This window comes from Paraburkholderia metrosideri, assembly GCF_904848625.1.
GTDB lineage: Bacteria > Pseudomonadota > Gammaproteobacteria > Burkholderiales > Burkholderiaceae > Paraburkholderia > Paraburkholderia metrosideri.
In genome coordinates this window covers 294,158-319,427 of the sequence record NZ_CAJHCP010000004.1, presented here as the reverse complement: position 1 = coordinate 319,427, position 25,270 = coordinate 294,158, and the positions used below count along the sequence as shown (strand labels likewise).

The 25,270-nt window shown below is 61.7% G+C and carries 24 protein-coding genes; 16 read left to right on the top strand and 8 right to left on the bottom strand.

Going from position 1 to position 25,270, the window contains the following annotated elements; all coding sequences use genetic code 11:
* Positions 1–37 precede the first annotated feature (37 nt).
* Entirely contained in the window at positions 38–1,873 is a 1,836-nt protein-coding gene (locus LMG28727_RS10055; RefSeq protein WP_201642148.1) for an ABC transporter ATP-binding protein, read from the bottom strand.
* Between the two features lie 268 nt (positions 1,874–2,141).
* On the opposite strand from LMG28727_RS10055, the gene LMG28727_RS10050 reads away from it, so the two are divergent.
* Positions 2,142–2,450, top strand: coding sequence for a hypothetical protein (locus tag LMG28727_RS10050; protein WP_201642147.1), 309 nt, complete (start codon positions 2,142–2,144; stop codon positions 2,448–2,450).
* A gap of 69 nt (positions 2,451–2,519) precedes the next feature.
* On the opposite strand, the gene LMG28727_RS10045 is transcribed toward LMG28727_RS10050, so the two are convergent.
* Both LMG28727_RS10045 and LMG28727_RS10040 read right to left on the bottom strand, forming a co-directional pair.
* Positions 2,520–3,950 carry an ATP-binding protein gene (locus tag LMG28727_RS10045; RefSeq protein WP_201642146.1) on the bottom strand — a complete coding sequence of 477 codons (1,431 nt, stop codon included), beginning with the start codon at positions 3,948–3,950 and terminating at the stop codon, positions 2,520–2,522.
* Between the two features lie 13 nt (positions 3,951–3,963).
* Entirely contained in the window at positions 3,964–4,677 is a 714-nt protein-coding gene (locus LMG28727_RS10040; RefSeq protein ID WP_201642145.1) for a response regulator, read from the bottom strand.
* 188 nt (positions 4,678–4,865) lie between these two features.
* On the opposite strand from LMG28727_RS10040, the gene LMG28727_RS10035 reads away from it, so the two are divergent.
* The 7 genes from LMG28727_RS10035 (at position 4,866) to LMG28727_RS10005 (ending at position 11,846) form a co-directional block, all read left to right on the top strand.
* On the top strand, positions 4,866–6,095 hold the full coding sequence (locus LMG28727_RS10035; RefSeq protein ID WP_201642144.1) for an ABC transporter substrate-binding protein: 1,230 nt from the start codon (positions 4,866–4,868) through the stop codon (positions 6,093–6,095).
* Between the two features lie 11 nt (positions 6,096–6,106).
* Positions 6,107–7,180 carry a FecCD family ABC transporter permease gene (locus LMG28727_RS10030; RefSeq protein WP_201642143.1) on the top strand — a complete coding sequence of 358 codons (1,074 nt, stop codon included), beginning with the start codon at positions 6,107–6,109 and terminating at the stop codon, positions 7,178–7,180.
* Positions 7,177–8,013, top strand: a complete 837-nt coding sequence (locus tag LMG28727_RS10025; protein WP_201642142.1) for an ABC transporter ATP-binding protein — start codon at positions 7,177–7,179, stop codon at positions 8,011–8,013. Before LMG28727_RS10030 ends, LMG28727_RS10025 begins: the two co-directional genes overlap by 4 nt.
* A gap of 125 nt (positions 8,014–8,138) precedes the next feature.
* Positions 8,139–9,293 (top strand): porin, encoded by a 1,155-nt coding sequence (locus LMG28727_RS10020; protein ID WP_201642141.1) that lies wholly within the window; start codon positions 8,139–8,141, stop codon positions 9,291–9,293.
* Positions 9,294–9,505: 212 nt separating this feature from the next.
* Entirely contained in the window at positions 9,506–9,784 is a 279-nt protein-coding gene (locus LMG28727_RS10015; RefSeq protein ID WP_201642140.1) for a hypothetical protein, read from the top strand.
* Entirely contained in the window at positions 9,781–10,095 is a 315-nt protein-coding gene (locus tag LMG28727_RS10010; protein ID WP_236591692.1) for a hypothetical protein, read from the top strand. The genes LMG28727_RS10015 and LMG28727_RS10010 overlap by 4 nt, the downstream gene beginning before the upstream one ends.
* A 47-nt stretch (positions 10,096–10,142) precedes the next feature.
* Positions 10,143–11,846 (top strand): PepSY-associated TM helix domain-containing protein, encoded by a 1,704-nt coding sequence (locus LMG28727_RS10005; protein WP_236591691.1) that lies wholly within the window; start codon positions 10,143–10,145, stop codon positions 11,844–11,846.
* Between the two features lie 247 nt (positions 11,847–12,093).
* Here LMG28727_RS10005 and LMG28727_RS10000 read toward each other — a convergent pair whose 3' ends face one another.
* Positions 12,094–14,304 (bottom strand): TonB-dependent receptor, encoded by a 2,211-nt coding sequence (locus LMG28727_RS10000; RefSeq protein WP_201642139.1) that lies wholly within the window; start codon positions 14,302–14,304, stop codon positions 12,094–12,096.
* Between the two features lie 340 nt (positions 14,305–14,644).
* Here LMG28727_RS10000 and LMG28727_RS09995 point away from each other — a divergent pair, with 340 nt between their 5' ends.
* The 4 genes from LMG28727_RS09995 to LMG28727_RS09980 all read left to right on the top strand — a co-directional run bounded on the left by LMG28727_RS09995 (position 14,645) and on the right by LMG28727_RS09980 (position 18,091).
* The gene (locus LMG28727_RS09995; RefSeq protein ID WP_201642389.1) at positions 14,645–15,076 is read left to right on the top strand and encodes a response regulator; all 432 of its coding nucleotides are present in this window, start codon (positions 14,645–14,647) and stop codon (positions 15,074–15,076) included.
* A 534-nt stretch (positions 15,077–15,610) separates the two neighbouring features.
* Complete coding sequence (locus LMG28727_RS09990; RefSeq protein ID WP_201642138.1) at positions 15,611–16,645, top strand: MerR family transcriptional regulator; 1,035 nt, start codon at positions 15,611–15,613, stop codon at positions 16,643–16,645.
* A gap of 38 nt (positions 16,646–16,683) precedes the next feature.
* Positions 16,684–17,307, top strand: coding sequence for an RNA polymerase sigma factor (locus LMG28727_RS09985; protein WP_201642137.1), 624 nt, complete (start codon positions 16,684–16,686; stop codon positions 17,305–17,307).
* 106 nt (positions 17,308–17,413) lie between these two features.
* Positions 17,414–18,091, top strand: coding sequence for a dihydrofolate reductase family protein (locus LMG28727_RS09980; protein WP_201642136.1), 678 nt, complete (start codon positions 17,414–17,416; stop codon positions 18,089–18,091).
* Positions 18,092–18,159: 68 nt separating this feature from the next.
* Here the strand turns inward: LMG28727_RS09980 and LMG28727_RS09975 are convergent, their stop codons facing one another.
* Positions 18,160–18,927, bottom strand: a complete 768-nt coding sequence (locus LMG28727_RS09975) for a DUF4410 domain-containing protein (protein WP_201642135.1) — start codon at positions 18,925–18,927, stop codon at positions 18,160–18,162.
* Between the two features lie 737 nt (positions 18,928–19,664).
* A complete protein-coding gene (locus LMG28727_RS09970; protein ID WP_236591690.1) occupies positions 19,665–20,255 on the bottom strand; it encodes a nuclear transport factor 2 family protein in 591 nt (196 codons plus the stop codon).
* A gap of 142 nt (positions 20,256–20,397) precedes the next feature.
* Between LMG28727_RS09970 and LMG28727_RS09965 the strand changes: the two genes are divergently transcribed.
* Complete coding sequence (locus tag LMG28727_RS09965; RefSeq protein WP_201642134.1) at positions 20,398–21,348, top strand: LysR substrate-binding domain-containing protein; 951 nt, start codon at positions 20,398–20,400, stop codon at positions 21,346–21,348.
* Here LMG28727_RS09965 and LMG28727_RS09960 read toward each other — a convergent pair.
* Positions 21,342–21,794 carry a hypothetical protein gene (locus LMG28727_RS09960; protein WP_201642133.1) on the bottom strand — a complete coding sequence of 151 codons (453 nt, stop codon included), beginning with the start codon at positions 21,792–21,794 and terminating at the stop codon, positions 21,342–21,344. The two genes, LMG28727_RS09965 and LMG28727_RS09960, sit on opposite strands and share 7 nt — an antisense overlap.
* A gap of 351 nt (positions 21,795–22,145) precedes the next feature.
* On the opposite strand from LMG28727_RS09960, the gene LMG28727_RS09955 reads away from it, so the two are divergent.
* Positions 22,146–22,571: a phasin family protein gene (locus LMG28727_RS09955; protein ID WP_201642132.1), complete on the top strand. Its 426-nt coding sequence runs from the start codon at positions 22,146–22,148 to the stop codon at positions 22,569–22,571.
* 79 nt (positions 22,572–22,650) lie between these two features.
* Here the strand turns inward: LMG28727_RS09955 and LMG28727_RS09950 are convergent, their stop codons facing one another.
* Positions 22,651–22,968: a hypothetical protein gene (locus LMG28727_RS09950; RefSeq protein ID WP_201642131.1), complete on the bottom strand. Its 318-nt coding sequence runs from the start codon at positions 22,966–22,968 to the stop codon at positions 22,651–22,653.
* A gap of 199 nt (positions 22,969–23,167) precedes the next feature.
* Here LMG28727_RS09950 and LMG28727_RS09945 point away from each other — a divergent pair, with 199 nt between their 5' ends.
* Together LMG28727_RS09945 and LMG28727_RS09940 are read left to right on the top strand one after the other, a co-directional pair.
* A complete protein-coding gene (locus tag LMG28727_RS09945) occupies positions 23,168–23,617 on the top strand; it encodes a DUF2844 domain-containing protein (RefSeq protein WP_201642387.1) in 450 nt (149 codons plus the stop codon).
* Between the two features lie 11 nt (positions 23,618–23,628).
* Entirely contained in the window at positions 23,629–24,927 is a 1,299-nt protein-coding gene (locus LMG28727_RS09940; protein ID WP_201642130.1) for a DUF3443 domain-containing protein, read from the top strand.
* The last annotated feature ends 343 nt before the right edge of the window (positions 24,928–25,270 follow it).

Genomic DNA, 25,270 nt, shown 5'->3' with positions numbered 1-25,270 from the left:
ACAGCGACTGATACCACACGGCCACGTGTGTTGGTGTTCACATCAAATCGGGGCGCGGAGCGGGTGTGCGTCTACCTTGTCGCACAAGCATATCGCGATAGATACCGGGGACCGCAGCCAGTTCGGCTGGCGGGCCCTCCTGAACGATGTGTCCGCGATTCAGCACGACGATGCGATCGAAGCTTTGCACCGTCGAGAGCCGATGCGCAATGGCCACCACGGTCCGGTTTTTCATCAGGCGTTCGAGGGCCGCCTGAATAGCAATTTCTGAGGCGGTGTCGAGCGCGGAAGTCGCCTCGTCGAGCAGAAGAATCGGCGAGTCCTTGAGAATGGCCCTTGCAATCGCGATGCGCTGGCGCTGGCCGCCCGATAACTTCGCGCCGCGATCCCCGGCGACGGTGTTCAGGCCATCGGGCATCGCCATGATGAAGTCGAGGCAGTGCGCGTCTTCGCACGCACGCCGCACGTCGGCGTCGCTCGCGTCCGGACGGCCGTAGCGGATGTTCTCGAGCAATGAGCGGTGCAGCAGCGTCACGTCCTGCGGCACGATCGATATCGCGGCTTGCAAACTCTGCACCGTGACCTGCGATATGTCCTCCCCCGAAATCCGCACGTAGCCCGAACCCGGCTCATAGAAGTGTTGCAGTAGCGCGAGTACCGTCGACTTTCCCGCGCCGGAGGGACCGACCAGGCCCACCCGCTCGCCCGCCTCGATATGCAGGTCCAGACGGTCCAGCACGGGGCGTCGTCCCGGATAAGCGAATGTCACGTTGTCGAAGTCCACCGTCGCGCGCTTCACGTCAAGCGGCGTGGCTTTGGTCAGTTCAGGCATGGAATGCGGAATCAGCAGCGTTTCCGATGCTTCGCCGAGGCGCGCGACGTGTTGGGTCAGATCGACGAACGCAACCGCGATGTCGCGCGAGCCATGCAGGATCGAAAAGCCCAGCGAGCCGATCAGGACGACGTCGCCGGTGGTGGCGCGGCCCTCGCTCCACAGCCACACGGTCCACCCGAGCACGCAGGCCGACAGAATGGACGTGGCGATGGCGTGCAACAGCCGCAGTTTTTCCAGATACAACAAGCTGCGCTTGCGGCTATCTGTTTCGGCCGCGAGGTGGGCGTCGAAGCGCCGGCCTTCCACCAGCATCGCGCAGAAAGCGCGCACCAGCCCCATGTTGCCGATCACATCGACGAGTTCTCCGTCGACCGAGGCCGCCTGTCTGGCAAACGCCTCGTGGCGTGATTTTCCATTGCGCGCCAGCAGAAACAGGCAGAAAGCCAGCACGCCGGAAATGGCGACAAGCGTGAGGCTCATGGGCACGCTGACGGCCGCGACCAGACCGATTGACCCGATCACGGTCAGACTTGGCGGAAGCGTGGTCCACGCGATGGTGTTTTCAACCGTGTACACCGCGTTGGCGGTGGCGGAGATGCGGCTGGAAAGAACGCCAGGTTGTTTGTCTGAGAAAAACGACGGCGCGTGCCCGGCCAGATAGTCGAACATCTCACGCCGTATGTCGCCGGTGACGGCCACGAACGTGCGCGCGGAGATCCATCCGGCGATGCGCCAGAACAGGTTGTCCGCGAAGATCAGTGCGACGAGTATCGTGAACGCCCGGATGACCCCCTCGGGGTGGGCGCGGCCCGTGGGTAAAGCATCGATCAGATTGCGGATGCCGTATTGCGAGGCGAGCGCGCAAGCCACCGCCGCGAACACGCTCAACAAGACCAGGCTGTGCGCTGTCTTATGCCTCGCGACATACCGCCAGATCAGACGAATAGGGCGCCCCGCATACCTCGACAGTACACGCGAACGCCGCCGCCTACGCACGCGGCTGGCCCGGCTGCTACCGCCATCGTCGACCACATCCATGACATTCATCCCAAGTGGGTAAAGTCGGGCGTCCGGGCTGTCTGGCCAGTTTAAAGGGAGGCGTCAGTCGGGGGTGTCCGGCCCTGCGACCACGCAAGCGCCGTGCCGGAGTGTGCATATTCACGCGTCGATCTGAACGCCGCGTTACTTGGGACAGGTGCGGCTTACGCTGGCAGTTGTGCTGGCTGCTATTTCTTGTGTTTTTGCGAACCTGTTTTGGGTACGCCGCATGCTGTGTGTCGCATACATTTCGATTCAGGAGACACCCATGCTTACCGATTATCGTGGCTGGACGATCGACGCGACGCCCGATTTCTTCTTCGGCAGGTACTTTGCCCGAGCGCGTATCGTGCAGGCGTTCGCGGAGGACCGTGAAGAACCGCAGATGCATATCGAGCGCGACATCGAATGGTTCGAGCGTAAAGACGATGCCATTGACCGCGCGATACGCTGGGCGATCAGTTGGATCGACGCGCGGCTCGACAACACGGACTTACACCGGCCAGTGAGTGTCGATCGACCCACGCAACGGCAGGGCGTGCTGATGGCAGACGATTTGACTTCGCTGAGCGACTGAACCTGGCGATAGCCATCTGATGAGAGGCCATCTGATGAGAAGCCACCTGCCGGATGGCGCGCCGAGCGTCTAGCTGTCGCGCTGTAACGTCAGAACCGCGTCGAGTCCGCCGCGTTGCCGGTTCTTCAGGATCAACGTGCCGCCGTGCGCAGCGGCAATGCTTCTCGCAATCGTCAGCCCGAGTCCCGTGCCTGTCGGCTGCCGGGCATCTTGGCGGGCGTCTTCGGCGTGCTTCGTTTCGAGCCTGAAATACGCTTCGAAAACCCGTTCGAGCAGCGCCTCGTCCGCAATGCCCGGGCCGTTGTCGCTAATGACGACGGTGACCGTCTGCCGGGTATCGCTAATCTTGATGACAGCGTCGCCACCATAACGGATCGCGTTGTCGACGAGATTCTGCAAACACCGTTTCAGATTGCGTGGATATCCCGGAAACGGCCGCGCTATTTTTCCGTCGACCGTAACTGGATGTCCCGCCTCGCGCGCATCCTCAGCCAGGCTTTCGAGCATCGAGCCCAGATCGATGTCGTGACGCGCTTCGGTAATTTCAGCACCTTGCACCGCATGAAGCGTCGCGCGCACCATCGCTTCCATCTCATCGAGGTCGCCGCGCAAGCGCTCGCGCCATACCGGATCCGGCAACATTTCCGCGCGCAACCGCAGGCGCGTCAGCGGTGAACGCAAATCGTGCGACACGGCCGTCAGAAAACGTGTGCGTGCCGCGATGCCTTCGGTCAACTGCTCCTGCATCCGGTTGAACGATTGCGCGGCGGTGCGCACCTCCAGCGGCCCGCTCACCGGCAACGGCGATCGATAGATATTGCGGCCCAGTGCTTCCGCGGCTCTCGCGAGCTGTTTCAATGGCCGCACCGCAAAACGCACGGCGACGAGCGCAAGCAGAAACACGGCGGTCAAACGGACGAAATAAATCCGCACCAGATAGTCGAACACCAGCGACCAAGGCTGCGTCTGCATGCCGGCCTGTCCTTCATTGGCCTGCACGTCGAGCCACGGACCATTCGGCACCTTTAACTGCACATGAAAATCGCCGGTCGGCATGCGCGAGTCGAACAGACTGAAGATGCCCTTATGGCGACCGGATTCGTCCCGCAGATGCGCGTCGAGCAGACGCACCTCGACCGGTTCGCCGAGCCGCCGCTCGATCACGCCCGACAGCAGATTGCCGACCGTCCGTTGCGCGACCGAGTCGCGGTTTGGCGCAGCAGGCGGACCGGCCGGCGCGTCGATTGGATGCAGCCGGTAGCGCGCGTCGCCGAGTTGCTCGATGATCGCGTGGCGCGCCGCGTCGTCGGGTGCGTGTTGCAGCAGCCGCGCGGTATCGGCGAGACGGCTCGCAAACAGTCGGGCGGGAATTTCGAGCGTGCGGTTGTCGTGTGTCTCGAACCAGATCGTGCTGGTGAACAACTGGCCGCCGAACATGCCGACCACCAGAATCAGCACGAGCCGTCCGTAGAGGGTGTCGGGCCACAGGCGAAGTTTCATCACAGCGCGCGTTTTACGCTTCGTAGCCGACATCGGAGACCAGCATGTAGCCCTCGTTACGCACCGTGCGAATCAGCGCTGCCTGCCGCGCCTGATCCTTCAGATGCTGGCGCAGCCGGCTGATGCAGACATCGATTGAACGGTCGAGCGGCGTGCGTTCCTTGCCGAACACCTGGTCAAGCAGAAATTCACGCGACAACGGCCGGTTCGGATGATCGAGCAGCGTGCGCAGCGTGCGGTAATCGGAACCGCCCAGCGACACGATCACGCCGTCGGGCGACAACATCTGCTTCATCCGCGTATCGAGCCGCCACCCCGCAAAGCGGATGAACGCGTTCGCGTCCGCGCGCGGCGTGGCCGGCATCGCGCGCGTGCGTTTGAGCACCGCCTTGATTTTGGCGACCAGTTCGCGCGGATCGAACGGCTTGGGCAGATAGTCGTCCGCGCCCATTTCGAGTCCGAGAATGCGGTCGAGCAAGCCGCCGCGTGCGCTCAGGATGATGATCGGCACGCTATGTTCGCGCCGCAGTTCGCGGGTGATGTCGAGGCCGTCCTCGCCGTCGAGCATCAGATCGAGCACGACCAGGTCCACCTGCGACGAACCGATGATCCGCGTCATCTCGGCACCGTTGCCCGCGGTGCTCGCGTCGTACCCCATGTCGCGCAGATAGTCACGCAGCAGCTGGCGGATGTTGGGATCGTCATCGACGATCAATATGTGGTCCATCTTCAAGCTCTTGTTTTTTGCCGCCGGTGCCGGGTGCCGGGTGCCGGGCGGATCGACCAGCGCGTTGGGCGCGGTTCTCCCGCTCCAACACATTCCATTACAAAACAGCGCGTTTTCAACACATCGCCATTACATTGCGCCGCTACAGTGACGGCAAATGCCAATCATTCTCATTAACTAACTATATCATGTCGATTTTCCAGACATCTTCGAGCCGGCCCTCTTTTGCCCGGCTGGCTAGCGCCGTGGCGGCTTGCGCGGTGATCGCGCTGGGCTTCGCGGGTGTCAGCGCCGATGCGTTCGCCGCGACCTCGGCCGGTACAGCGGCAGCGGCCATGCCCGCAGCGGGCACCGTCACCGATCTGGCCGGCCGCACGGTCAGAATTCCGGCGAACCCGCAGCGCATCCTGCTCGGCGAAAGCCGTCTGCTGATGGCGACGTCGCTGCTGGAAGGCAAGCAGCCGCTCGCGCGCATTGTCGGCTGGCAGGGCGATCTGCCGGCGATGGACCCGCAGACCTTCAACGCGTACGCGGAAGAATTCCCCGGCATCAAGCAGATTCCGCTGATCGGCAAGGCGACCGAAGACAGCATCAGCGACGAAAAAGCGCTGAGCCTGAAACCGGATCTGGCGATTTTCAGCCTCGCCGGCCACGGCCCGAGCCGCTATAACGCGCTCGTCAAGCAACTGGAAGCAACCGGCACGACGGTCGTGTTCGTCGACTTCCGTCTGCATCCGATACAGAACACGATTCCGAGCATCAAGCTGCTGGGCGCCGTGATGCATCGCGAGAAAGAAGCCGATGCGTACGCGCAGTTCTATCAGCAGCATCTGGCGCGCGTGGAAAGCGTCGTGCATGCCGTACCGCAGTCGCAACGTCCCAAAGTGTTCGTCGACATGCTCGCGGGCGTGTGGGATGCAGGCTGCTGCCACACCGCGGGCAACGGCAATTTCGGCGAGTTCGTGAACGCTGCGGGCGGCCGCAATATCGCCGCCGGACTCGTGCCTGGCGTGCTCGGCGACATCAGCATGGAACAGGTGATCGCGTCGCAACCGGATGTCTACATTGCCACGGGCAGCCGCACCAAAGCGGGTCTTGCGTCGCTGCGCGTGGGTGCGCAGACGAGCGACGCCGATGCGCGCGCAAGCCTTGGCACGCTGGTGTCGCGGCCGGGTTTCGACACGATCAAGGCGATCCACGATGGCCGCGTGCATGGCATCTCGCACAACTATTACGACTCGCCGTACAACATCGTCGCCATCGAAGCATTCGCGAAGTGGTTTTATCCGCAGCAGTTCAAGGACCTCGACGTGCACGCGACGCAGGCCGAGTTGTATCACCGCTTCCTCGCGGTGCCGCCTGACGGCGCGTACTGGGTCGACAGCCCGGGCAAAGCCGCGCCGCTGGCTGCACGCTAAGAGATTCGCCGATGTCCACGCTTGAACCTTCTGCGTCATTGCCGCATGGTGCGGTGGTCCACGATTACCGGCGGCTCGTCCAACGCCGCGTCGTGTGGCTGCTGGTGGTGGCGTTGCTGATCGTCGGCTCGCTGCTGTTCGATCTGCGCTCCGGACCGTCGGGGCTGCCCATCGCGACGCTGTTGCGCACGGTGTTCGAGCGTGGCTCCGCCGATCCCGCGACCAGTGTGATCGTCTGGCAGATCCGTTTGCCGTATGCGGTGATGGCGCTGATCGTTGGCGCGTCGCTGGGGCTGTCGGGCGCGGAGATGCAGACCATCCTCAATAATCCGCTTGCGAGTCCTTATACGCTGGGGGTGTCGGCGGCGGCTGCGTTTGGCGCTTCGCTAGCGATCGTGCTCGATATCGCGATTCCCGGCGTATCGCAGACGTGGATCGTCTCGGCCAATGCGTTCGTGTTCGCGTTGCTGTCGGCCATGGTGCTGGATGGCGTTGCACGCTGGCGCGGCATGAGCACGGCGGGGGTCGTGTTGATGGGCATCGCGCTGGTGTTCGCGTTTCATGCGCTGGTCGAGCTGATGCAATTCATCGCTTCGGCCGACGCGCTGCAAGGCCTGGTCTTCTGGACGCTCGGTTCGTTGGCGCGCGCCGACTGGACCAAGATCGGCGTATTGAGCGCTGCGCTCGCGATCGCGTTGCCGCTGTCGATGCGTAACGCGTGGACGCTCACCGCGCTGCGCCTCGGCGAAGACCGCGCGGCGAGCTTTGGTATCGACGTGCGCCGCCTGCGTCTCGGGACCTTGTTGCGCGTGTCGGTGCTGTCGGCGTTGGCGGTGTCGTTTGTCGGCACGATTGGTTTTGTCGGGCTGATTGCGCCGCATATCGCGCGCACGCTGTTCGGCGAAGATCATCGCTTCTATTTGCCGGGCAGCACGCTGATCGGCGCGCTGATGCTGTCGCTTGCATCGATTGCGTCGAAGCTGATCATTCCGGGCGTGCTGATTCCGGTCGGCATCGTCACGGCGCTGGTCGGCATTCCACTATTTCTGGGCATCGTGGTGCGCTCACAGGGGCAACTCAATTGAGCGGACTGAATATCCACGATCTGAGCGTGAATTACGGCAAGCGCCCCGTGCTCGTTTCGCTCGACGCCGGTCCGTTGCCGCGCGGACAGATCACCGCATTGCTCGGCCCGAACGGCAGTGGCAAGTCCACGCTGCTGCGCACGCTGGCGGGTCTGACGAAGGCGAGCAACGGATCGTTGTCGCTCGATGGTGAAATGCTGGCGCTTTCCGCGGTCAGTGCGCGTTCGCATAGCGTCGTCTACCTGCCGCAAGCGTTGCCTGCGGGCGTGCGTCTGCAGGTGCTGGAGTCCGTGCTGGTAGCCGCGCGCGCGACGCGTGACGGCGCACAGCAGCCGCGCGGCAAACCGCATTCGAGCGAGATTGAACACGCGCATGCGGTGTTGCAGCGCCTCGGCATTGAAGCGCTCGCCGCGCGTTCACTCGATGAGTTGTCCGGCGGCCAGCGACAGCTGGTCGGCATTGCGCAGGCGCTGATCCGCGACCCGCAGGTGCTGCTGCTCGACGAGCCGTTGTCGGCGCTCGATCTGAACCATCAGTTTCACGTGATGCAGGTATTGCGCGAAGTCACGCGCGAGCGCGGCATCGTGACGGTCGTCGTGCTGCACGACATCAACGTCGCGATGCGTGCGTGCGACCGCGCGATGCTGCTGCATGACGGACGCATCGTGCATTTCGGGCCGCCGCCACAGGTCGTCACGGCGGCGAGCCTCGCCCAGGTTTTCGGTGTTCTCGCGCGGATCGAGCCGTGCTCGCGCGGACACCATCAAGTGCTGATCGACGGTCTCGCCGATCGCACCGGCATCGCCAACCGCATGGGCGCCGTCAGCCCATAACCACGCGGCCAGCCAGCCACTTCTCACGCCGTTTGCCGTACTTCGAGCAGCGCCCTTGCGAAAGGGCGCGGCGTCGTTGCGCGTGGACGGCGGTCCCAATCTACTAACAACAAACCAGGAAGAAGATGAAGAAGGTTCTTGTGATGGCCGCGTGCGCGGCGGGGTATGCCGCGGGCTTCGCACCGATGGCGCACGCGCAGTCGAGTGTGACGCTGTATGGGATTATCGATGCGGGTCTGTCATACACGAATAATCAGGGCGGTCACAGCAACGTGCAGGCGGGCAGCGGCACCGTGACGGGCAGCCACTGGGGCTTTCATGGCCGCGAAGATCTGGGTGGCGGCACGGCTGCGATTTTCCAGCTCGAAAGCGGTTTTAGCGTGACCAACGGCTCGATGCGTCAGGGCGGCCGGCTGTTCGGCTATCAGGCCTATGCGGGCTTGACGAACGACCGCTTCGGCACAGTCACGCTCGGCCGGCAATATGACTCGGTGGTGGACTACCTCGCGCCGCTGAGCTTCACCGGACATCATCCTGGCGGCAACAACCTGTCTGCGCATCCGTTCGATAACGACAATCTGAATAACTCGTTCCGCGTGGACAATTCGGTGAAGTTCGCGAGCAACGATTACAACGGCCTGCGTTTCGGCTCGCTGTATGGCTTCTCGAATCAAGCGGGCGGTTTCTCCGACAACCGTCTGTACAGCTTCGGCGCGTCGTACAACAACGGCCCGTTGAGTCTCGGCGCGGGTTATCTGCAGGCAAATAACGGCGGCAGCACGACCAACACGAACGGCGCCATTACGTTGACCGACCGGACCTTTATCGCAGCCCGTCAGCGCACCTTTGGCGCGGGCGCGAACTATACGGTCGGTGCGGCGACCCTCGGCTTCGTCTGGACGCGTACGCAACTCGGTGGGCTCGACACGATCAACGGCGCGAACAGTCTCGGGATCGCTGCGAATGGGCAGGGTGCGAGCTTCAACAATTACGAAGCGAACGCGAGTTATGCGCTGACGTCGGCGTTGAGTCTGAACGGCGAATACACGTACACGTCGGGTGCCATGTCGACCGACACCGGCGCGCATCATCCGAAGTGGCAGGAAGTGTCGCTGATGGCCGATTACTCGCTGTCCAAGCGGACCGACGTGTATCTGCAAGGCAGCTATCAGCACGTCAGTGCCGACGGGTCGGGTCTGACCGCCGATGTCAGCGGACAAACCGCGTCGTCGACGAATCAGCAGGTGGTGGTGGCTGCGGGGATGCGTCACCGGTTCTGATGCGCGATCCTGTCATGACCGTGGCGCTTCGGAGATTCAGGCCACGGTTGTTTCAGCCGTCGAATCGCTGTCGAATCGCCGCCGTGACGCGGTACGAACGGCGGCTGAGATCGCGCTGCGCCCCAGCCGCACTGCCGAACAGCGTGCTTGCGTGTATGATAATCATTCTCATTAATGCGGCCCCGCCGCCACACACGCTGTCTCGTTGAATCATGGGCAATGTTTTGATCGTCGCGCCGGCTATTGCCGGCGCGTTGCTGTTGTATGTCAGCACGTCCGTGCAACGCTGGCTGCGCGCGCCCTGGCCCGCCAGGCCCGCGCGCGTGGCGGCGCTCGTGTGCATCGCGATATCGCTGGCTTGCGCGGCTCACGCGTTGCAGCCAGCGGCTTCGTTGTCAGTGGTCGTAACGGTACTGATGACGTGTCTGACCGCAGCGCCGTTCATCGGCGCACTGATCGGGCGCAGCCGTTCAACGCGCGCCGCACCATGACACGTGTCGCTACTTCCCGCCGCGCCGCCAGTTCGATCGAGCGCGATCTGCTGATGAAGTTCGTCGCCGGTGTGATCGGCGGCTTCGGTCTGGCGCTTGCAGCGAGCGCGCTGTTTGCGCGTTTGTCACCAGGTGGCCTGACCGCGGCGAGCAAATTTCATGTTGCGATGTGGCTCGTGCCGCCGCTGTGGATTGCGCTCGCTTGTGCGTCATTCATGTTTCGCAGCGGCGCTCGCGCGTTCGGCTGGCTTGCGTTAGCCAATCTGGCCGCGTTCGCGCTGGTTCTGCTTTGTCAGCGCGTGCCGTTCTGAGCGTTTTTCAGGTGCTTTAGCCCTCCATTCTTCGAGCGGCGCGCCGCTTGTTTCATCTTCCGTTCAGCATGCGCAGCGACATTCTTCGCGTTTATAAAACCGTTCATACGTGGACTGGCATCGTTGCCGGTCTGCTGCTTTTTATCGCGTTCTATGCCGGTGCGGTCACGATGTTCAAGGACTCGCTGACCGACTGGACGACGCCGCCAGCCGTTCGCGCCGTGCCATCGGTGCCGCTCGATCACGCGGATGTGCTGATCGAACGCACGCTCAGCGCTTATCCGGCTGCACGCAAGCTGTTCACGCTGGCGCTCGTCGATGCCAACCGCGTGCGGCTGTCCTGGCAGTCCGCGCCTGGGCAGCGCTTTGATGCGTGGCTCGACGACCAGGGACAATTGCACACCGCGCAAAGCCGTCCTTCGGACGCGGCGAGCTTCATCGACCTGATTCACATGACCGGTGGCGTGCCGGGCGGCTATGACATCGGTGTCGGCGTGATGGGCGTGGTGTCGCTGCTGTACGGACTCGCGCTGGTGTCCGGCGTGATCGTGCTGCTGCCGACGCTGGTGAAAGACCTGTTCGCGTTACGTATTGGCAGGAATCTGAAGCGGATGTGGCTCGATGCGCACAACGCGGTCGGCATTCTGAGTTTGCCGTTCCATGTGGTGATGGCGCTCTCGGTCGTCGCGTTCGGCTTGAGCGACTATATCTTCGACGTGCAGGACAAGCTGATCTACCAAGGCACGCTTCAGCCGATGATGGTCGCGCAGAACCCGTACTTCGCGAAGGCGCCTGCTGCGCCGCATGCCGCGTCCGAACCCGCTCCGTCGATGTTGTCGCCTGCTCAATTGCTCGCCAGCGTGCGCGAACGTGCGCCGCGGTTCGAGCCCACGGCACTGCGTTATCGTCGCGCGGGACGGGCGGGTGCAACCGTGTTCATCGCCGGAGACGATGTGCGTTTTCTCGCCCGTGACGGCGGCTTCGCGCTGATGGACCCGTTCAGCGGCAAGTTTCTGAATGCGCAGTTTCTGCCGGATGGCGGCGGTGGCACGAACTGGTCGTCGGCGACGAGCGCGTTCTACGCGCTGCACTTCGGCACGTATGGCGGCGCGCCGGTGCAATGGGGTTATTTCGCGCTCGGACTCGCCGGCGCGTTTCTGTTTTATTCAGGCAACCTGCTTTGGATCGAGAGCCGGCGCAAGGCGATGCGGCGCGATGGGGTGCCGGTTATGCAGCGTCGTTCGACGTTCGTGATGGCGTCGCTGACCGTGGGCGTGACGCTTGGCTGCATCTGCGGGATTTCGTTGACGCTCGCGGCGGGCAAGTTGCTGGCCGGACGCGTGGGCGATCTGCACGCGTGGCATGTCGGGATTTACTACACGACGTTTGTCGCCGCGATCGGGTGGGCGATGTTGCGTGGCGCGGCGCGTGGTTCGGTGGAATTGCTCGCGCTGGCGACGTTGTCGACCGCAGCGATTCCTGTGTTGAGCCTGATCGGTGCGCTGGCGCCGTCGAGCGGATTATGGTTTTCCGCCAATGCCGGAGCCCTTGGTGTCGACATTGGCGCGGCGCTCGGGGCGCTGTGTTTCGCGTGGATGTGGCGCAAGACGTGGCAGCGGGTTGGGTCGGAGCGGGGGGATAGTGTGTGGTCGGTGCGGGGGAAGGACGGCGTGCAGCTTGAAGCGGCGGCGGACGACGAGCCGGAGAGGCTCGATGCGCGAGAGGTGGTGGAGACGCGGGAAGGGCGGTGAGATTTGCGGTTGTGTTGTAAGTGTCACCGCCAACCTGAAGGCTGCAAAGTGAGCCTCGTTGTCCCATATCAGAACCGGTCATAACACGCAGCGACGATCACAAACAAAAACGCTGCCGGGACCGCACGCTATCTTCGCGAGAACGAAAGAACCCGAGGTCCGGGATGAAATCGAGAACCGCGAGCCGTTGTAAAGGTGCCGTACGCTGCTGATGCCGAGGCCATCGCAGGCCTCGGCATCATTAGCATCAGAAGTCCGTCGTGACCGAGAACCAGGCCGTGCGAGGCTCAGCCTGAGTCAGATAGCCGCCGAGGGCCGACGACCAGTACGACCGGTTGGCGAGGTTCGTCACCATCACCTTGAAGCTGGTGTTGTGCTTGAACACGCTGGTCTGATAGCGCGCGCCGACATCGAAGCGCGTCCACGACGGCACCTGCTGCGTATTCGCCTGATCGAGATATTGCGTGCTTGTCCAGAGCGCACGTCCCATGAGCGTCAGGCCCGTGACTTGGGGAATGTCGTACTCGACGTTGGCGTTGAACGTCCACGCCGGCACGCCGATCGGGCGATTGCCATTCTCCGTGCCGCCGTCCGTATCCTGCAGACTCGCATTGATATACGAAGCACCACCGATCAGACGCAGGCCCTTGAGCGGTTCGCCATACATCGAAAACTCGATGCCGCGGTGACGTTGCTCACCGTTAGCCGCGTAAATTCCAGTCGTGCTGTCCGTGAAAGCAACCTGCTGCTTGATCTGGTAAATCGCGAGTGCCGCACCATAGTGATTGGCGTCGTACTTGATACCGGTTTCGTACTGCTTGGCGCGGAACGGCGAGAGGATCGCGCCAATATTGACGGCGGTGCTCGGCGCCGTGCCGCCCTGAACGAGACTTTCGCTCCGGTTAGCGTACACGGACAGATTCGGCTGGATCTTGTAGACCGCACCAAGAATCGGGGTGGTGGCCGACTGGTTATACGCCGAGTTCTGCACCTCGGTGCCGTAGTCGTAGCCATTCTGGACAAGGTTCTGATGGCGGGCGCCAACCGTGAACAGGAAGCGGTCGCCGAAGAAACCCATCGTGTCCGACACGACAAAGCTGCGCATGAGCGCCACGCTCGTCAAACCCGGGTCGGCGAAATCACCCGCGCCGAACGAGGTGGCGGGACGCGGTACCGAGGGCGTGGCGTAGAGGCTGGTAGGGAACTCTGCCGAAAAGTCGGAGAAGTTGTAAGCGTTATAAGCGGCCACGCGATTGAACTGCCAACCGAGGTTCAACGAGTGAGTGACCGGCCCCGTGTCGAACTTGCCGCGCACGCCGGCTTGCGCCGACAGCGAATACTCCTTGTGCATGGTGCCCATGCGATAGCCGAGCGCGCTGCCTTCGTCGTAGGCCACCGTCGAGTAGTCGCCGTTTTCGGTGGTGTGCCGGGTGCCAAGGCCCGCGTAGAAGGTCCAGTTCGGTGCGATGTCGTATTCGCCACGCAGCATGCCGACCGTGTCTTCCATTTCGGAATAGGTCCACGGTTGCGCGTAGTTGTAGCTTGCGGATGGGGTGCCCGGAACTACGTCGCCCGTCACGAAGACACCCGGTCGACCTTCTGAGATGTGTTCTTTCTGATAAAGGAAATCGGCATACAGACGCAGCTTGTCACCGCGATAGTCGAGCGACACGGCGGTCTGCTGATCGTGACGTGTTTCATTGTCCACGGCCGTGTCGCCGCCTTCGACGGTCTGGTTCACGCGAATGCCGAACTGGTCGTTCGAGCCGAAGCGGCGACCCACGTCCACATGCGTGCCGAGCTCGCCCGATGCGCTGCCCTCGACGGTCACCTGAGTGAGCGGCTTGTCGTCGGCAACTTTCGTCTGGACGTTAATGCTGCCCCCAACGTTCGAGCCACCAGGGGCGGCGCCGTTCACGAAAGCGTTTGCGCCCTTGAAGATGTCGACACGTTCGATCGCACCCGTATTGACCATCTGGCGCGGCGTCAGGCCGTACATGCCATTCAGCGCGATGTCGTCCGAATAAACTTCGAAGCCACGAATAATGTACGTCTCGGCAAAGTTGCCGTAGCCCAGAGCAGTGCGGACCGCGGGGTCATTGGCGACGACATCGGCGAGCGTGTGCGCCTGTTGATCCTGAATGAGCTTGGACGTATAGCTCGTCACCGAGAATGGCACGTCAATGAGCTTTTGCTGCCCCAACACGCCGATTTGCGCGCCGCTCGCGACTTGCCCACCGGGCAGCGCGGGCGACAGATCGCCTGGCAGTGTGTCTTTGGTCGCCTGCACCTTGACTGCGGGAAGGGTGCTGTCAGGTGCCGACGTGGTATCGGTCGACTGGGCCAAAGCCAGAGCCGGCATGCTGAACGCGACTGCAATGGCGGCGGCGATCGCGGCGCGATTCACCGCTGTTTGGGCAGGCGCAACCTGCGGTTCGTACAAACGTGAAACTGGCATGAAGTAAAAAATTGGGATGGTCGTCGATCTTCCGTCCCGGGGCGCGTGTGGAATCCGGGCGGCATTTTTCTGGCTGCTCGCGTGTACCGGTCGTGCCTTTCAAGGCCATTCTGTACATGCTTACAACTCCTAGTCGGCGGCCATTATAGTGCAAATGCGAATCATTATTATTAAAAACCACCTCGACACTGATCCCGTTGTCGCTATGCAACAAAGATACGATGGAAGCGCTTCTATCCAAGCTGGAGGAGGGGTTGCTTATTTTTTCCGCCGGGCCGTTGTCCAACTTGGCACGTGGTTTGCTGCGGGAAACAGACGTTTTTATCGCGAGTTGCCCTGCATGTCCCGAACACCGTCTACTTGCAAAAGGTGGAGCGCCCGCGAGGTCCGGTTATTACACGAAGTGCCGCGCGTTCTTGTCGTTGACGACAACGCCGGCGCAGCCGAGGCGCTCGCCATCTACCTGTCTTATGAAGGCGTGGAGGCCCGCGCGGCCAATGGCTGCGCGGAGGCGTTGCGCTGCGTGAAAGACTGGGTGCCTGACGTGGTCGTGCTCGACATCATGATGCCGGAGCGCGACGGTTACGAAACCGCGAGCGCGCTACGCAGTTATCTGCCGACGCACAGCCTGGGGATCGTCGCGTTCACCTCGCTGGATGAGGATCACGTGAAAGAAACCGGTAAGGCGCGTCACAATTTCGATGGTTATTGTCAAAAAGGCACGGCGCCGACGGCATTGCTAGCGTTGATGCGGAATCTTTGGCGCGGTTGACGATCTGGTTTGGCTGCGGAAGGGAGTCGCCATGTCGCATATAGCGTTTCATAGTGACTCGTAAGTTGCGGCGATAACCTTAGTCGCGCCGGCGGTGCTGGCATTTCATGTCGGGCGCGTGGCCCTTCGGCCATGCGCCTTTCACGCGCTCGAAGTTCAGCTAATCCCGGCGTGGGCGCGAGTCCAGAGGTGCGTCGGCTATGCGCCCGGATCTCGATCCGCTACTGCCGCCAACTTTAAAACTCCCCGTGTTCCCACGACGCGGAGAGAGGCGTGTGTCACGCGACTCAGAGCCGTGCGTGACGCCACCATCTTTCCATTCCGCAGGGCCCCCGTTTGCTCCTATCGCACGTCGTCCCGCGAAATGACTGCTCGAATGGCCTCCGCATGCCCTGTGCGACAACGCTGGCGGACATTTTCGAAATCACTGTGCGTCGAGAAGACCGTTTCAATTTCTTGAATGAGTCGATAAACGTTTCGAAACCTCGTTATTTCGCGTATTCTTGAATCGAAAAGAGAACTGCGAGGCGTTTCATGGCGAATTCAAATGGAGATCGTTCTTCGGACAAGCACGGCTACCGAAGCGGCGAGGCGGCGCGTCTGGCAAAAATGCCGGTCACGACGCTGCGAATCTGGGAACGCCGTTACAGCGTGGTCGGGCCGGCCAAGACCGCGTCGGGTCAGCGTCTGTATTCGGAAGACGATGTCAGGCGGCTCACATTGATCAAATTGCTGGTCAGCCGGGGGCATGCAATCGGTGCCATTGCGCGGCTTGACCGCGAGCAGTTGCAAATGCTCGCGTCGCGGAATACGGGCGACGGTGGCGGCTCGCCCCACGCGGCCGACGGCGTGCCGGGCGAGATCAGGATGGCGTTCGTCGGTGGGCAGTTTGCGCAGCATCTGCAGAACGCTGGCGTCGATTTGCAGCAATACGGCGTGACCACGCTGACTACGTTCGGTGGTCTCACCGAAGCCCAACCCGCAAACGGCAACCTCGAGCGTCCCGCGTCGTTTGACGCGTTGCTGATCAGCGTCGACTCGCTGCAGGAAGACGTGGCCACGCAGATCATCGCGCTCGGCGGTGCAGTCCGCGCGAAGGCAATCGCGGTGGTCTACGGCTTTGGTACAGGGCCAGCGGCGGAGATCTTGCGCGCGGCCGGCGTGCGGCTGCATCGCGAGGCCGAAAGCCGCACCGAATTCCGCCAGATGCTCACCGACCTGTGCGAGCGCGTTCATCTTCAGGAGCGTAGCGGCGACGACGTCGTGTGGTCACGCGTGGGCCGCCGCTATGACGACAGCGAACTGGAAGCCATGGCAACCCGTTCGTCGACGATTGTATGTGAATGCCCGCGTCACCTCGTGGAGTTGGTGGAGAAGCTGTCGGCGTTCGAGCGTTATAGCGATACATGCACATCGCGCTCCGCACAGGACGCCGCGTTGCATCGCTATCTCGGCGATGTCAGCAATCGGGCCTGTGCGATGGTCGAAGCGGCGCTCGAACGGGTCGCGCGCGAAGAGGGCTGGTTCCAGTTCTCCGCGCAACAGCCGCCCGAGGCCGCTCACGAGTAGAACGCCGAGTAGCACGCATCGTCACACAGGGAGGCGCCATGCAACAGGATGCTTCGGAGGGCGCGGCCATCGTCGCGCACGGCCTGCATGAGAAGAACGCGTATTTCGCGGGCCTTCTCAGGCGTATCGCAAAGCATGACGCCAGCGCGTTCGAGGCGTTGTACCGGGCCTCTGCCCGGTCGCTGTTCGGGCTTGCATTGCGTGTAACGCGAACCACCGAATCCGCGGAAGAAGTGGTGCAGGACGGCTTCATCAAAATCTGGCGATTTGCCGGCACGTACGATCCCACTCTAGCGTCGCCGTCCACGTGGATGTCGGCCATCGTCAAGAACCAGGCGCTCGATTATTTGCGGCGCAACGCGTATTCCGGGTTTTATGTCGAGGACATCGACGAGCACATCGCACCGGTCGAGGCCGACGACGATTTCTCCCAGCAATTTTCCGTGGATGCCGAACGTCTGTCGTTTTATCTCGGCCGTCTGACACCGGTTCAACGGCAGGCGATCGCGCTCGCCTATTTTCGGGGGCAATCGCAGTCTGAAATTGCGTATGCATTAGATGCCCCGATCGGCACCGTCAAAAGCTGGATCAGTCGTGGGCTCGACTCGTTGCGAAGCATGATCGACAGCCGGCCCGCGCCGCATCCTGGCGGGTCGTGCTGACATGAGTCGTGCCGTTACCGGCTGACTGCGGAACAGCCCTTGCTGCAAGGTGTTTTTATCGAGCTGCGCGTTGATCTGCGCGTCGATCTTACACGGAGGCTTGCGCATGAAACCTTATATCGTCGTTCACATGATGTCCTCACTCGACGGCCGCAGTTTGACCGACGGGTGGAACCTCGACTTCGCCAGCGATCTTTACGAAACCACCGCCGCCACATTTGAGGCCGATGGCTGGATCTGCGGCCGCGTCACGATGCAGGAGATCGCACACGGCACCGATTATCCGAAGGGACTCGCCAAGAGCGCGATCCCCCGCACCGATCATTTCGCCGAGCGCAACGCGTCGCAATATGCGATCTCGATCGATCCGCAAGGACGTGTCGCGTGGAAAAGCAACACGGCGCTCAAATCACACGTGATCGAAGTGCTCACTGAGCAGGTTCCCGACGACTATCTGGCGTATCTGCAATCGATCGGCGTGTCGTATGTGTTCGGCGGCAAGAGCGAGATCGATCTCGACAAGGTGGTGCAGACACTGGCGAAGGAACTCGGCGTGAAGAAGCTGATCGTCGAAGGCGGCTCGCATGTCAGCGGCGCATTCGTCAACGCCGGTCTCGTCGACGAGGTCAGTGTGCTGATCGTGCCGCTGGTGGATGGCCGTAGCGAACATCCATCGTCGTTTGAAGTGGCAATGGAGAAGTGGCGGAAACCGGCTTATCTGAAGCTGACGTCGGTTGAAAAACAGCCACACGATGCCGTGTGGCTACGTTATACGAGTGCCTGAAATCAGGCGCGGTTGGGTGCTGATGATGAGCTTGTTCAACCGCGCTTGTTCCAACCAGCGAGCGCTGCTCAGCCTTTAACGTGTTCCGTCGAAAGCCATCCGCCGTTGACCCCAATCTGCGCGATCTGTTTCGCTACCGCGTCGGCGAGGCGCTTTGCATCCGCCGACACGCCAGCGCGCTTGGTTTCCGACGCAGCGTGCAAGCCCCCGCCCACCGCCGCCGAGGTCGCCACGACGCCCGCCGCTGCACCCACGCCCGCGGTTTCCACCATGCCAGGGGCTTTGCCGCTGTCGGCGTCGGCGGTAAAGCTTTGCACCAGACGCGGTGCGCCGCCCGCCGGTTTATACAGAATCTGCACCGAACTGCTTACCTGGCTCTTGCCTGCACCGAGGCCGATCAACACACGGCGACGACGATTGCCCGAGTCGATCGTATCGAAGCTGCCTTGCACCAGCAGCACGTTCTGATCGGCGGGCGCGGGACCATCTGAGCGAATCGCGTGCAGACCCATCGACTGCAATTGATGCACGATTTCATTGGCGACCTGTTCACGTACCTGGTCCGCGTCGGCAACCTGTTTTTGCGCGGCCGACGAACCTTCAAGCTGCGTTTTCAGTTTCTGCAACATGCCGCCGTCCAGTTTGACCTGGTCAGGATTGGCGTCGAAGGTGTAGACATAAATGTTGTCCGGGCGCACTTGGGGTCGCGCATTCGCTTCGCTGGCATTGGTGATATTGCTGCCGGCGCAACCGGTCAGCAGCGCGCTGCAGCAGACCATTGTCACGCAGACAAAGCGGGCGGCATTTTTTCTGACGAAATTCATTGAATTAAACATGTTCATCCTGAGCTCGGCACGCGGTGCCGGTAAGTTCGAATGCACTCACCGATGATCGGGCAACCGTAGGATCGTTGATCATCGGCGAAGCGATTCGCACGTGAAGCACTCTTGATCTCATGCGTTCTGTTTCTGACGCACCGGCAGCGAAACGAAGTATGGGCGAGTCGCCTGGGGAACTCCATTCAGCAATTATTTCGCGCGATGTCGCGGCAGGAAATGAACGGATGTAGCGAGGAAAACGGGGAGTGTGATTGACCGGCGTCAGAAGGGCGCGGCGTGAAGACGAAAATTAACCTGAGGATGTGGAGCGGGATCGAGCGATATCGAGCATCAGCTCAGTGCGAGCTTGACGATGCATCCGAGGACGAAGACTAGCAGGACGGCGGCGACGATCAGATTTAGCGGATAGCGCATTCTGCACCTGGCACTTACGTTGCGGTGCTCATATCCTAATCACCTGATGGAAGATGAAAAGTCGCCAGTCATCTGTAGTGTGGGAAAGCCAACGCACCGGTTGAACGCTCGCTTCGCAAATTGCCAGGAGCGTTTCAAATCAAACGGCTGTTGGGCCGGATTTACCGTGGCCCTTTTTTGAAGCGGAAATTAAATCCCGATGCAGACAATAAACTGACCACGCATGCCGGTTGACTGCGCCTTTCAACGTCATTTCATTGCAGCAGGGTTCACTGCGCAGAGAGCGCGCAGTTACCCGTCGCTCACGATTCAGCCAGCGCTCAGTTAGCGAGCCATGCCGCGCCCGCAGCCTTCATGTCTTTTTCGAGTTCGCTGCCTTTCGTCGCAAACACCCGTTTCACTGGAAAGCCACTCTTTTCCAGTAGATAAGCGAGCGGCGCATATTCGCGCGGATAACGGTCGACCACCGCGCCGTCGATCTCGACCACACCGCGTGGAAAAGTGAACGAGCCCATGTCGTAAATGCTCTGACGCTTGACGATTTTCCACGCGCCGTTGCGTTTTTCGACGAGATCGTAGAAGCGGTTGTGCGCACTGCCGCCCAGATGCAAGCGGACGTTTTCGGCGACGATCACTGCGTTGGTTTCGACGATCGCCTTGTTGCCGTTGAACGTCACCACGGGTGACGCAATGAAGTGTTTGGTGCGCAAATCGGATTGGCCCATGCGCATCGATGCGTCGATAAACTCGCTGGCCAGTCCTTCAAACCAGGTCACTTCGATTTCACCTTCAGGGTGAAACAGATCGCGCAACGAGTCCCATTGCGCGAGATCTCGGTGGATCCATCCCGTCATCAGATCGGCAATGCTTTGGCGATCTTGCAGATACGTTTGAATGTCAGCGGTTTGCATGATGAGAATCCTTTTGGTTATCGACGCGCAATGGAAGTGTGTTGGACGTGTATTCGCCCCTTCGACCGATAGCTTCGCTCCAAACCGGTCACAACTCAAATAGATTGATATGATTGATCCATCAATGTAAATGATCAATCTCATGGATCTGCGCCATCTCCGTTATTTCGTCGCCGTGGCCGAAACGGGCCATTTCGGCCGTGCCGCCGAACAGCTTCATATTGTGCAACCGGCGTTGAGCATGCAGATTCGCGCGCTCGAAGAAGAGATTGGCGGCGCGCTGTTCATGCGTACGAGCAGGAAGGTCGCGCTGACCGAGGCGGGCGCGTTGCTGCTGGTTGAAGCGCGTCGTACGCTGGCGCAGGCGGAGCGCGCGAAGGCGATTGTGCAGCGCTCGCTGCGTGGCGAGACCGGCAACGTGAAGGTCGGCTTTGCCGGCAACGCGGTGCTGACCGGCACGCTGATGAACGACTTGCGCGCGCTGCAACAGAACTATCCGGCGGTGCAACTGGACCTGGTAGAGATGGCGCCGCATCGGCAGGGGGAGGCGATCCTGGCTGGGGAAATCGATGTCGGTTATTGCCCGAGTCAGGGGCTCGTACTCGACCCGCAACTGCGCGCGGAGAAAATCGGCGCCTGGCCGATGATGGCGGCGCTGGCCGACACTCATGCACTGGCCAGCAAGAAACGCGTGTCGCTGAAAGCGCTCGCGGCGCAGCCGCTGATCGTCTATTCAGCCGGGAACGGCAAAGACACAGGAGAGGACAGCGCCGCGCTGCTGCGTCGGCAGTATGGGTTCGACGTGAACGTGGCGCATCGCGTATCCAGCACGCTCAGCGTGCTGGCGTTGGCCGCAGCCGGGCTGGGCGTCGCGCTGGTGCCCGCGCCGCTCGACCAGGTGACGATCCCGAACCTGACCTATCGGCCCATCGTCGAAAAAGAGTTTCAGGCGGATCTTCTGCTGATCAGCCGCGCAGACGAAACCGACGGTGCGGTGCGCGCGTTTCTCGCGCTCGCGCGCCGTCGTCAGGAGGTCACGCCACCGCAGAGGCGCGGGCGAACCACGCGTGCTCGCGGTACCTCGACTTACTGAGGCTGAACCGGCGGCGCACCATGAGGCGGCTTGTTCGCCGCCGTCAGATCTTCCGCGAGACTGGTGCGCAGCGTCGCGATGGCCTGATCGGGATTAGCCGGTTTCAACTGCTCGCGAGCCAGCGAGTCGTACACGTAGTGGCGCAGCATCGGGTCCTGCGTCTTGCTCAGCACGTCGTGATACACCGCGACGATTTCGCCTTCATGTCCGCTCATCGCATACAGGCGGCGCAGTTGTTCCAGATCGTTGATCACCGCGAAGGCGGGACCGCGCGGGCCCATCATCGGACCTCCAGGACCATGTTGCTCGTGCGCACCGTCGCCATGATCGGGGCCGCCGTGCATCGGCGGTGGGGGCGGAGGTGCGGATACGTCCTGGGCGAACGCAGCCGTCGCGGCCACGCTTAGAAAGGCGGCCACAGCCGCGCTGAAAAGTACTTTTTTCATGATGTCGCTCCCGTCGAGACAACGTCGACGCCACAGTGCGCCGACACATGAGCAACGATAGACGACCTGCCGATTCGTAGGGTTACTGAAGCCGTTGTGTAACTTACCAAACCTTGCACCGGCCATGCCGCTCGTCGTCGGGATCGGCGAAACGCAGCGCGCGAGCCAGGGAGAGTCCGCTGGCGCAATGTTTCCGGATAGCGCATGATTGAACCGATGTGCCGTCCGACCCCAGAACCAGTAAGGCTTTGCGGCGCGCATGGCACACGTCGCGGCCACCTGTCCGAGCCCTGGAAACATCTCACGGCGCTGGACGGGCCGCGAGTATTTAACCGTTAAGGAGGATTTCGCATGGACCGACCTGACGCCGCCAATCCGTTTGGCGATTTCACCAAAATGCTGGAGCAATTCAAGCTCCCCGGCTTCGACGTACCCGCCATCATGGAAGCGCGACGCAAGGACATGGAAGCACTGGTTCAGGCGAATCAGACGGCTTTTCAGGGAATGCAGTCGCTGGCCCAGAAGCAGGCCGATATGTTGCGTTCAACCTTGGGCGAATTGCAGTCCCTCACCGGGCAACTGTCGGCCGGTGGTGTAACGCCTTCGTCGAAAACCGCCGAGCTGATCCAGCAGAGTCTGCATAAGTCGCTCGCCGATATGCAGCAACTCGCGCAAGCCGCTTATCAAACGCAAGCGGAGTCGTATGCGGTGATCGCAAAACGCGTAGAAGAGAATGTGCAGGAGCTGAAGTCGCTTTTGCAGCAGCAGAAAAAGTAGCCACTGCGTTGTGCTCGAATCGACTGATTCGAGCGCAGCGTAATTCGATGCAGTGACACTGCCGCGAATGACCGTCGAGTCATTCGCGGTATTTTTTTGCGCGTACCGAGAGACGATCGTGCGGCTGTTTTTTCTTCACATGAAAGCGGGATTTCTGACGTTTATCGTCAGAAGAAAAGGGTGTTTTTCGTTGGATTTTTAAATATGCGCTTACAAATTGGAATATATGCGGGACAGATGGAATTATTTCTACTGCGTCTTCGCTATCGGGACCGGCGGTTTGCTTTAAACGAATCAATCCGCATAAAAGGCCGTCAGAACGCCACTCCTCGTTGATTACGACCCGATTGCTCCCACCGGTTCGAACGGCATGGCTGCAGTCAAAGGTTTGAATCATTCCGCAAACGATTGCTCCGCACCGTCACGCTCACTAAAGTTTCGCCCCGCCACTCCGTAGACGCATTCACGCAGCCCAACTGACTTCGAATGCCATGCCGGCACTCCCAACCAGTTGTGCGCCCCTGAATTTGCGCTCGCGATTCGTTTGATCGCCAGGGTCGTGAGCGTTTCACGTCGAAGGAAATCTCTTGAAACCGATGCTCCTTACCCGCATTGCTCGCGCAATGCTCGGGGCGGGTTGCGCGTTGTCGTTTGCCGCGCACGCCACGCTTGGCCAGAACGTCAGCACCATCGACAGCGACCAGACGCACCTGCGCGCCGTCGCTCATTCGGCGATGACGCAACGCGCGTATTCGGTGCACCTGATCACGATGCCGTCCGGCACCGCGGTACGGGAGTACGTCGCGCCGGGCGGGATCGTGTTCGGGGTCGCGTGGGACGGCCCGACGCTGCCCGATCTGAAAGCGATGCTGGGCGCCTCGTTCGACACCTACGTTGCCGCCACGGCGACCCGTCGTGGCACACCGCTCGCCGTATCGAACAGCGATCTGGTGATCTTCTCCAGCGGACACCTGCGCGCGTTTTCTGGCCACGCGTATCTGCCGCAAGCGGTACCCGCTGGCGTCGATGTCAGCGTCATCCAATAACGGAGCAGATCATGCGTCATAGCTCTTCGTTCATTACCCTGGTGGGCGCGGCCTTGCTCGCGCTGGTGGTCAGCGCGTGCGGCGGCGGAGGCGGCGGGGGTTCCAGCGGCGCCAGCACGACCGCCAACTCCAGCAGTTCGACCGGCTCGAGTAATTCGAGCACATCGTCGACGGGGTCGACCGTGACGAACACGTCGCCTTCGTCGCAAGTGCTTGCGGCTAACGCGGTACGTGTGACGGTCGACTCCGGCGTGAGTAACGTGCCGAACATGCCGTTCGTCAGCGTCACGCTTTGCGTGCCCGGCACGACCCAATGCCAGACCATCGACCACATGCTGGTGGACACCGGCTCATGGGGCGTGCGGGTGTTCGCCTCGCAATTGCCCGCGTCGATGAACCTGCCGCAGCAGCAGGACGCATCGGGCAATCGGGTGGCCGAATGCATGCAATTTTTCGATGGCTACACGTGGGGTTCGGTGAAGCTCGCCGATCTGCAGATAGCCGGTGAAACCGCAGCATCGCTGCCGATCCAGGTGATCGATCCGGGCTACGCTTCGTTGCCTTCCGATTGTTCGAGCGTGGGCGCGTCGCGTAACACGCCGGCCACGTTGCAGGCCAATGGGATTCTCGGCATCGGCGTGTTCAAGCACGATTGCGGTGCGAACTGTGTTGAACAGGCGCTGGCCGGTACGTACTACGGTTGCAATGGCACCGCCTGTACGTCGATTCCGCTGGATGAAAAATATCAGGTGGCCAATCCGATCCCTTACTTCGCCACCGACAACAACGGCTCGATGCTGAGTCTCCCGACCGTATCGGGTGCGGCGCAGTCGGTCAGCGGGCAACTGGTGTTCGGCATCGGCACGCAGAGCAACAACTCGCTCGGCAGTGCGCAGGTGATCGGCGTCAGTCCATCGAATGGCACGTTCACGACAGTGCAGAACGGTACGACGTATGCGCACAGTATCCTGGACAGCGGTTCGACCGGGCTGTTCTTCCAGACCAGCGCGATGCCTGCGTGCGCCAGTCCGAACGGCGCGTATTACTGTCCGGTCTCGACGGCGCAATTGAGCGCGACGATCGAAGGCGTGAATGGCGTGACGAGCGCGGTGAACTTTACGGTCGGCAACGCGACATCGATCGCGCAGACATATGCGGGCGATTCGGCGCTGCCGTTGCTGGCGGGACCGGCTTTCGTGGCGTCGTCGGTGTTCGATTGGGGACTGCCGTTTTTCTATGGCCGCAACATCTATGCGGCCGTCGAGCAGCAGACGACACCCGGCGGGACAGGGCCGTATGTGGCGTACTGATTGACGGTGCTGGGTTCGTTGTGCCGTTGATGGAGAAAGCCCGCTGCCGGTTGATCCGGCGGCGGGCTTTTTTGCGGGCATCGTCAGTTTGGAAGAGGTAACGCGTTCACGCTACTGACTCTGCGGAACGGGTGCCGTGCCGGTTGCGGGCGGTGTTGGCTTGGCCGGCGCTCCGGCCGGCTCTGTTGCAGATGCCGGCGCAACAACCGGCGGGGCGGGTGGCTGCGGCTGTGCCGCAGCCACGTCTGCCGACGATGGCGCGGCTTGCGCGGCAACCGGCGGGGCTGGCGGCTCTGCAGGCGTCACAGGCGCGTCATTTGCCGTCGCTTGCGCCGGCGGCGGC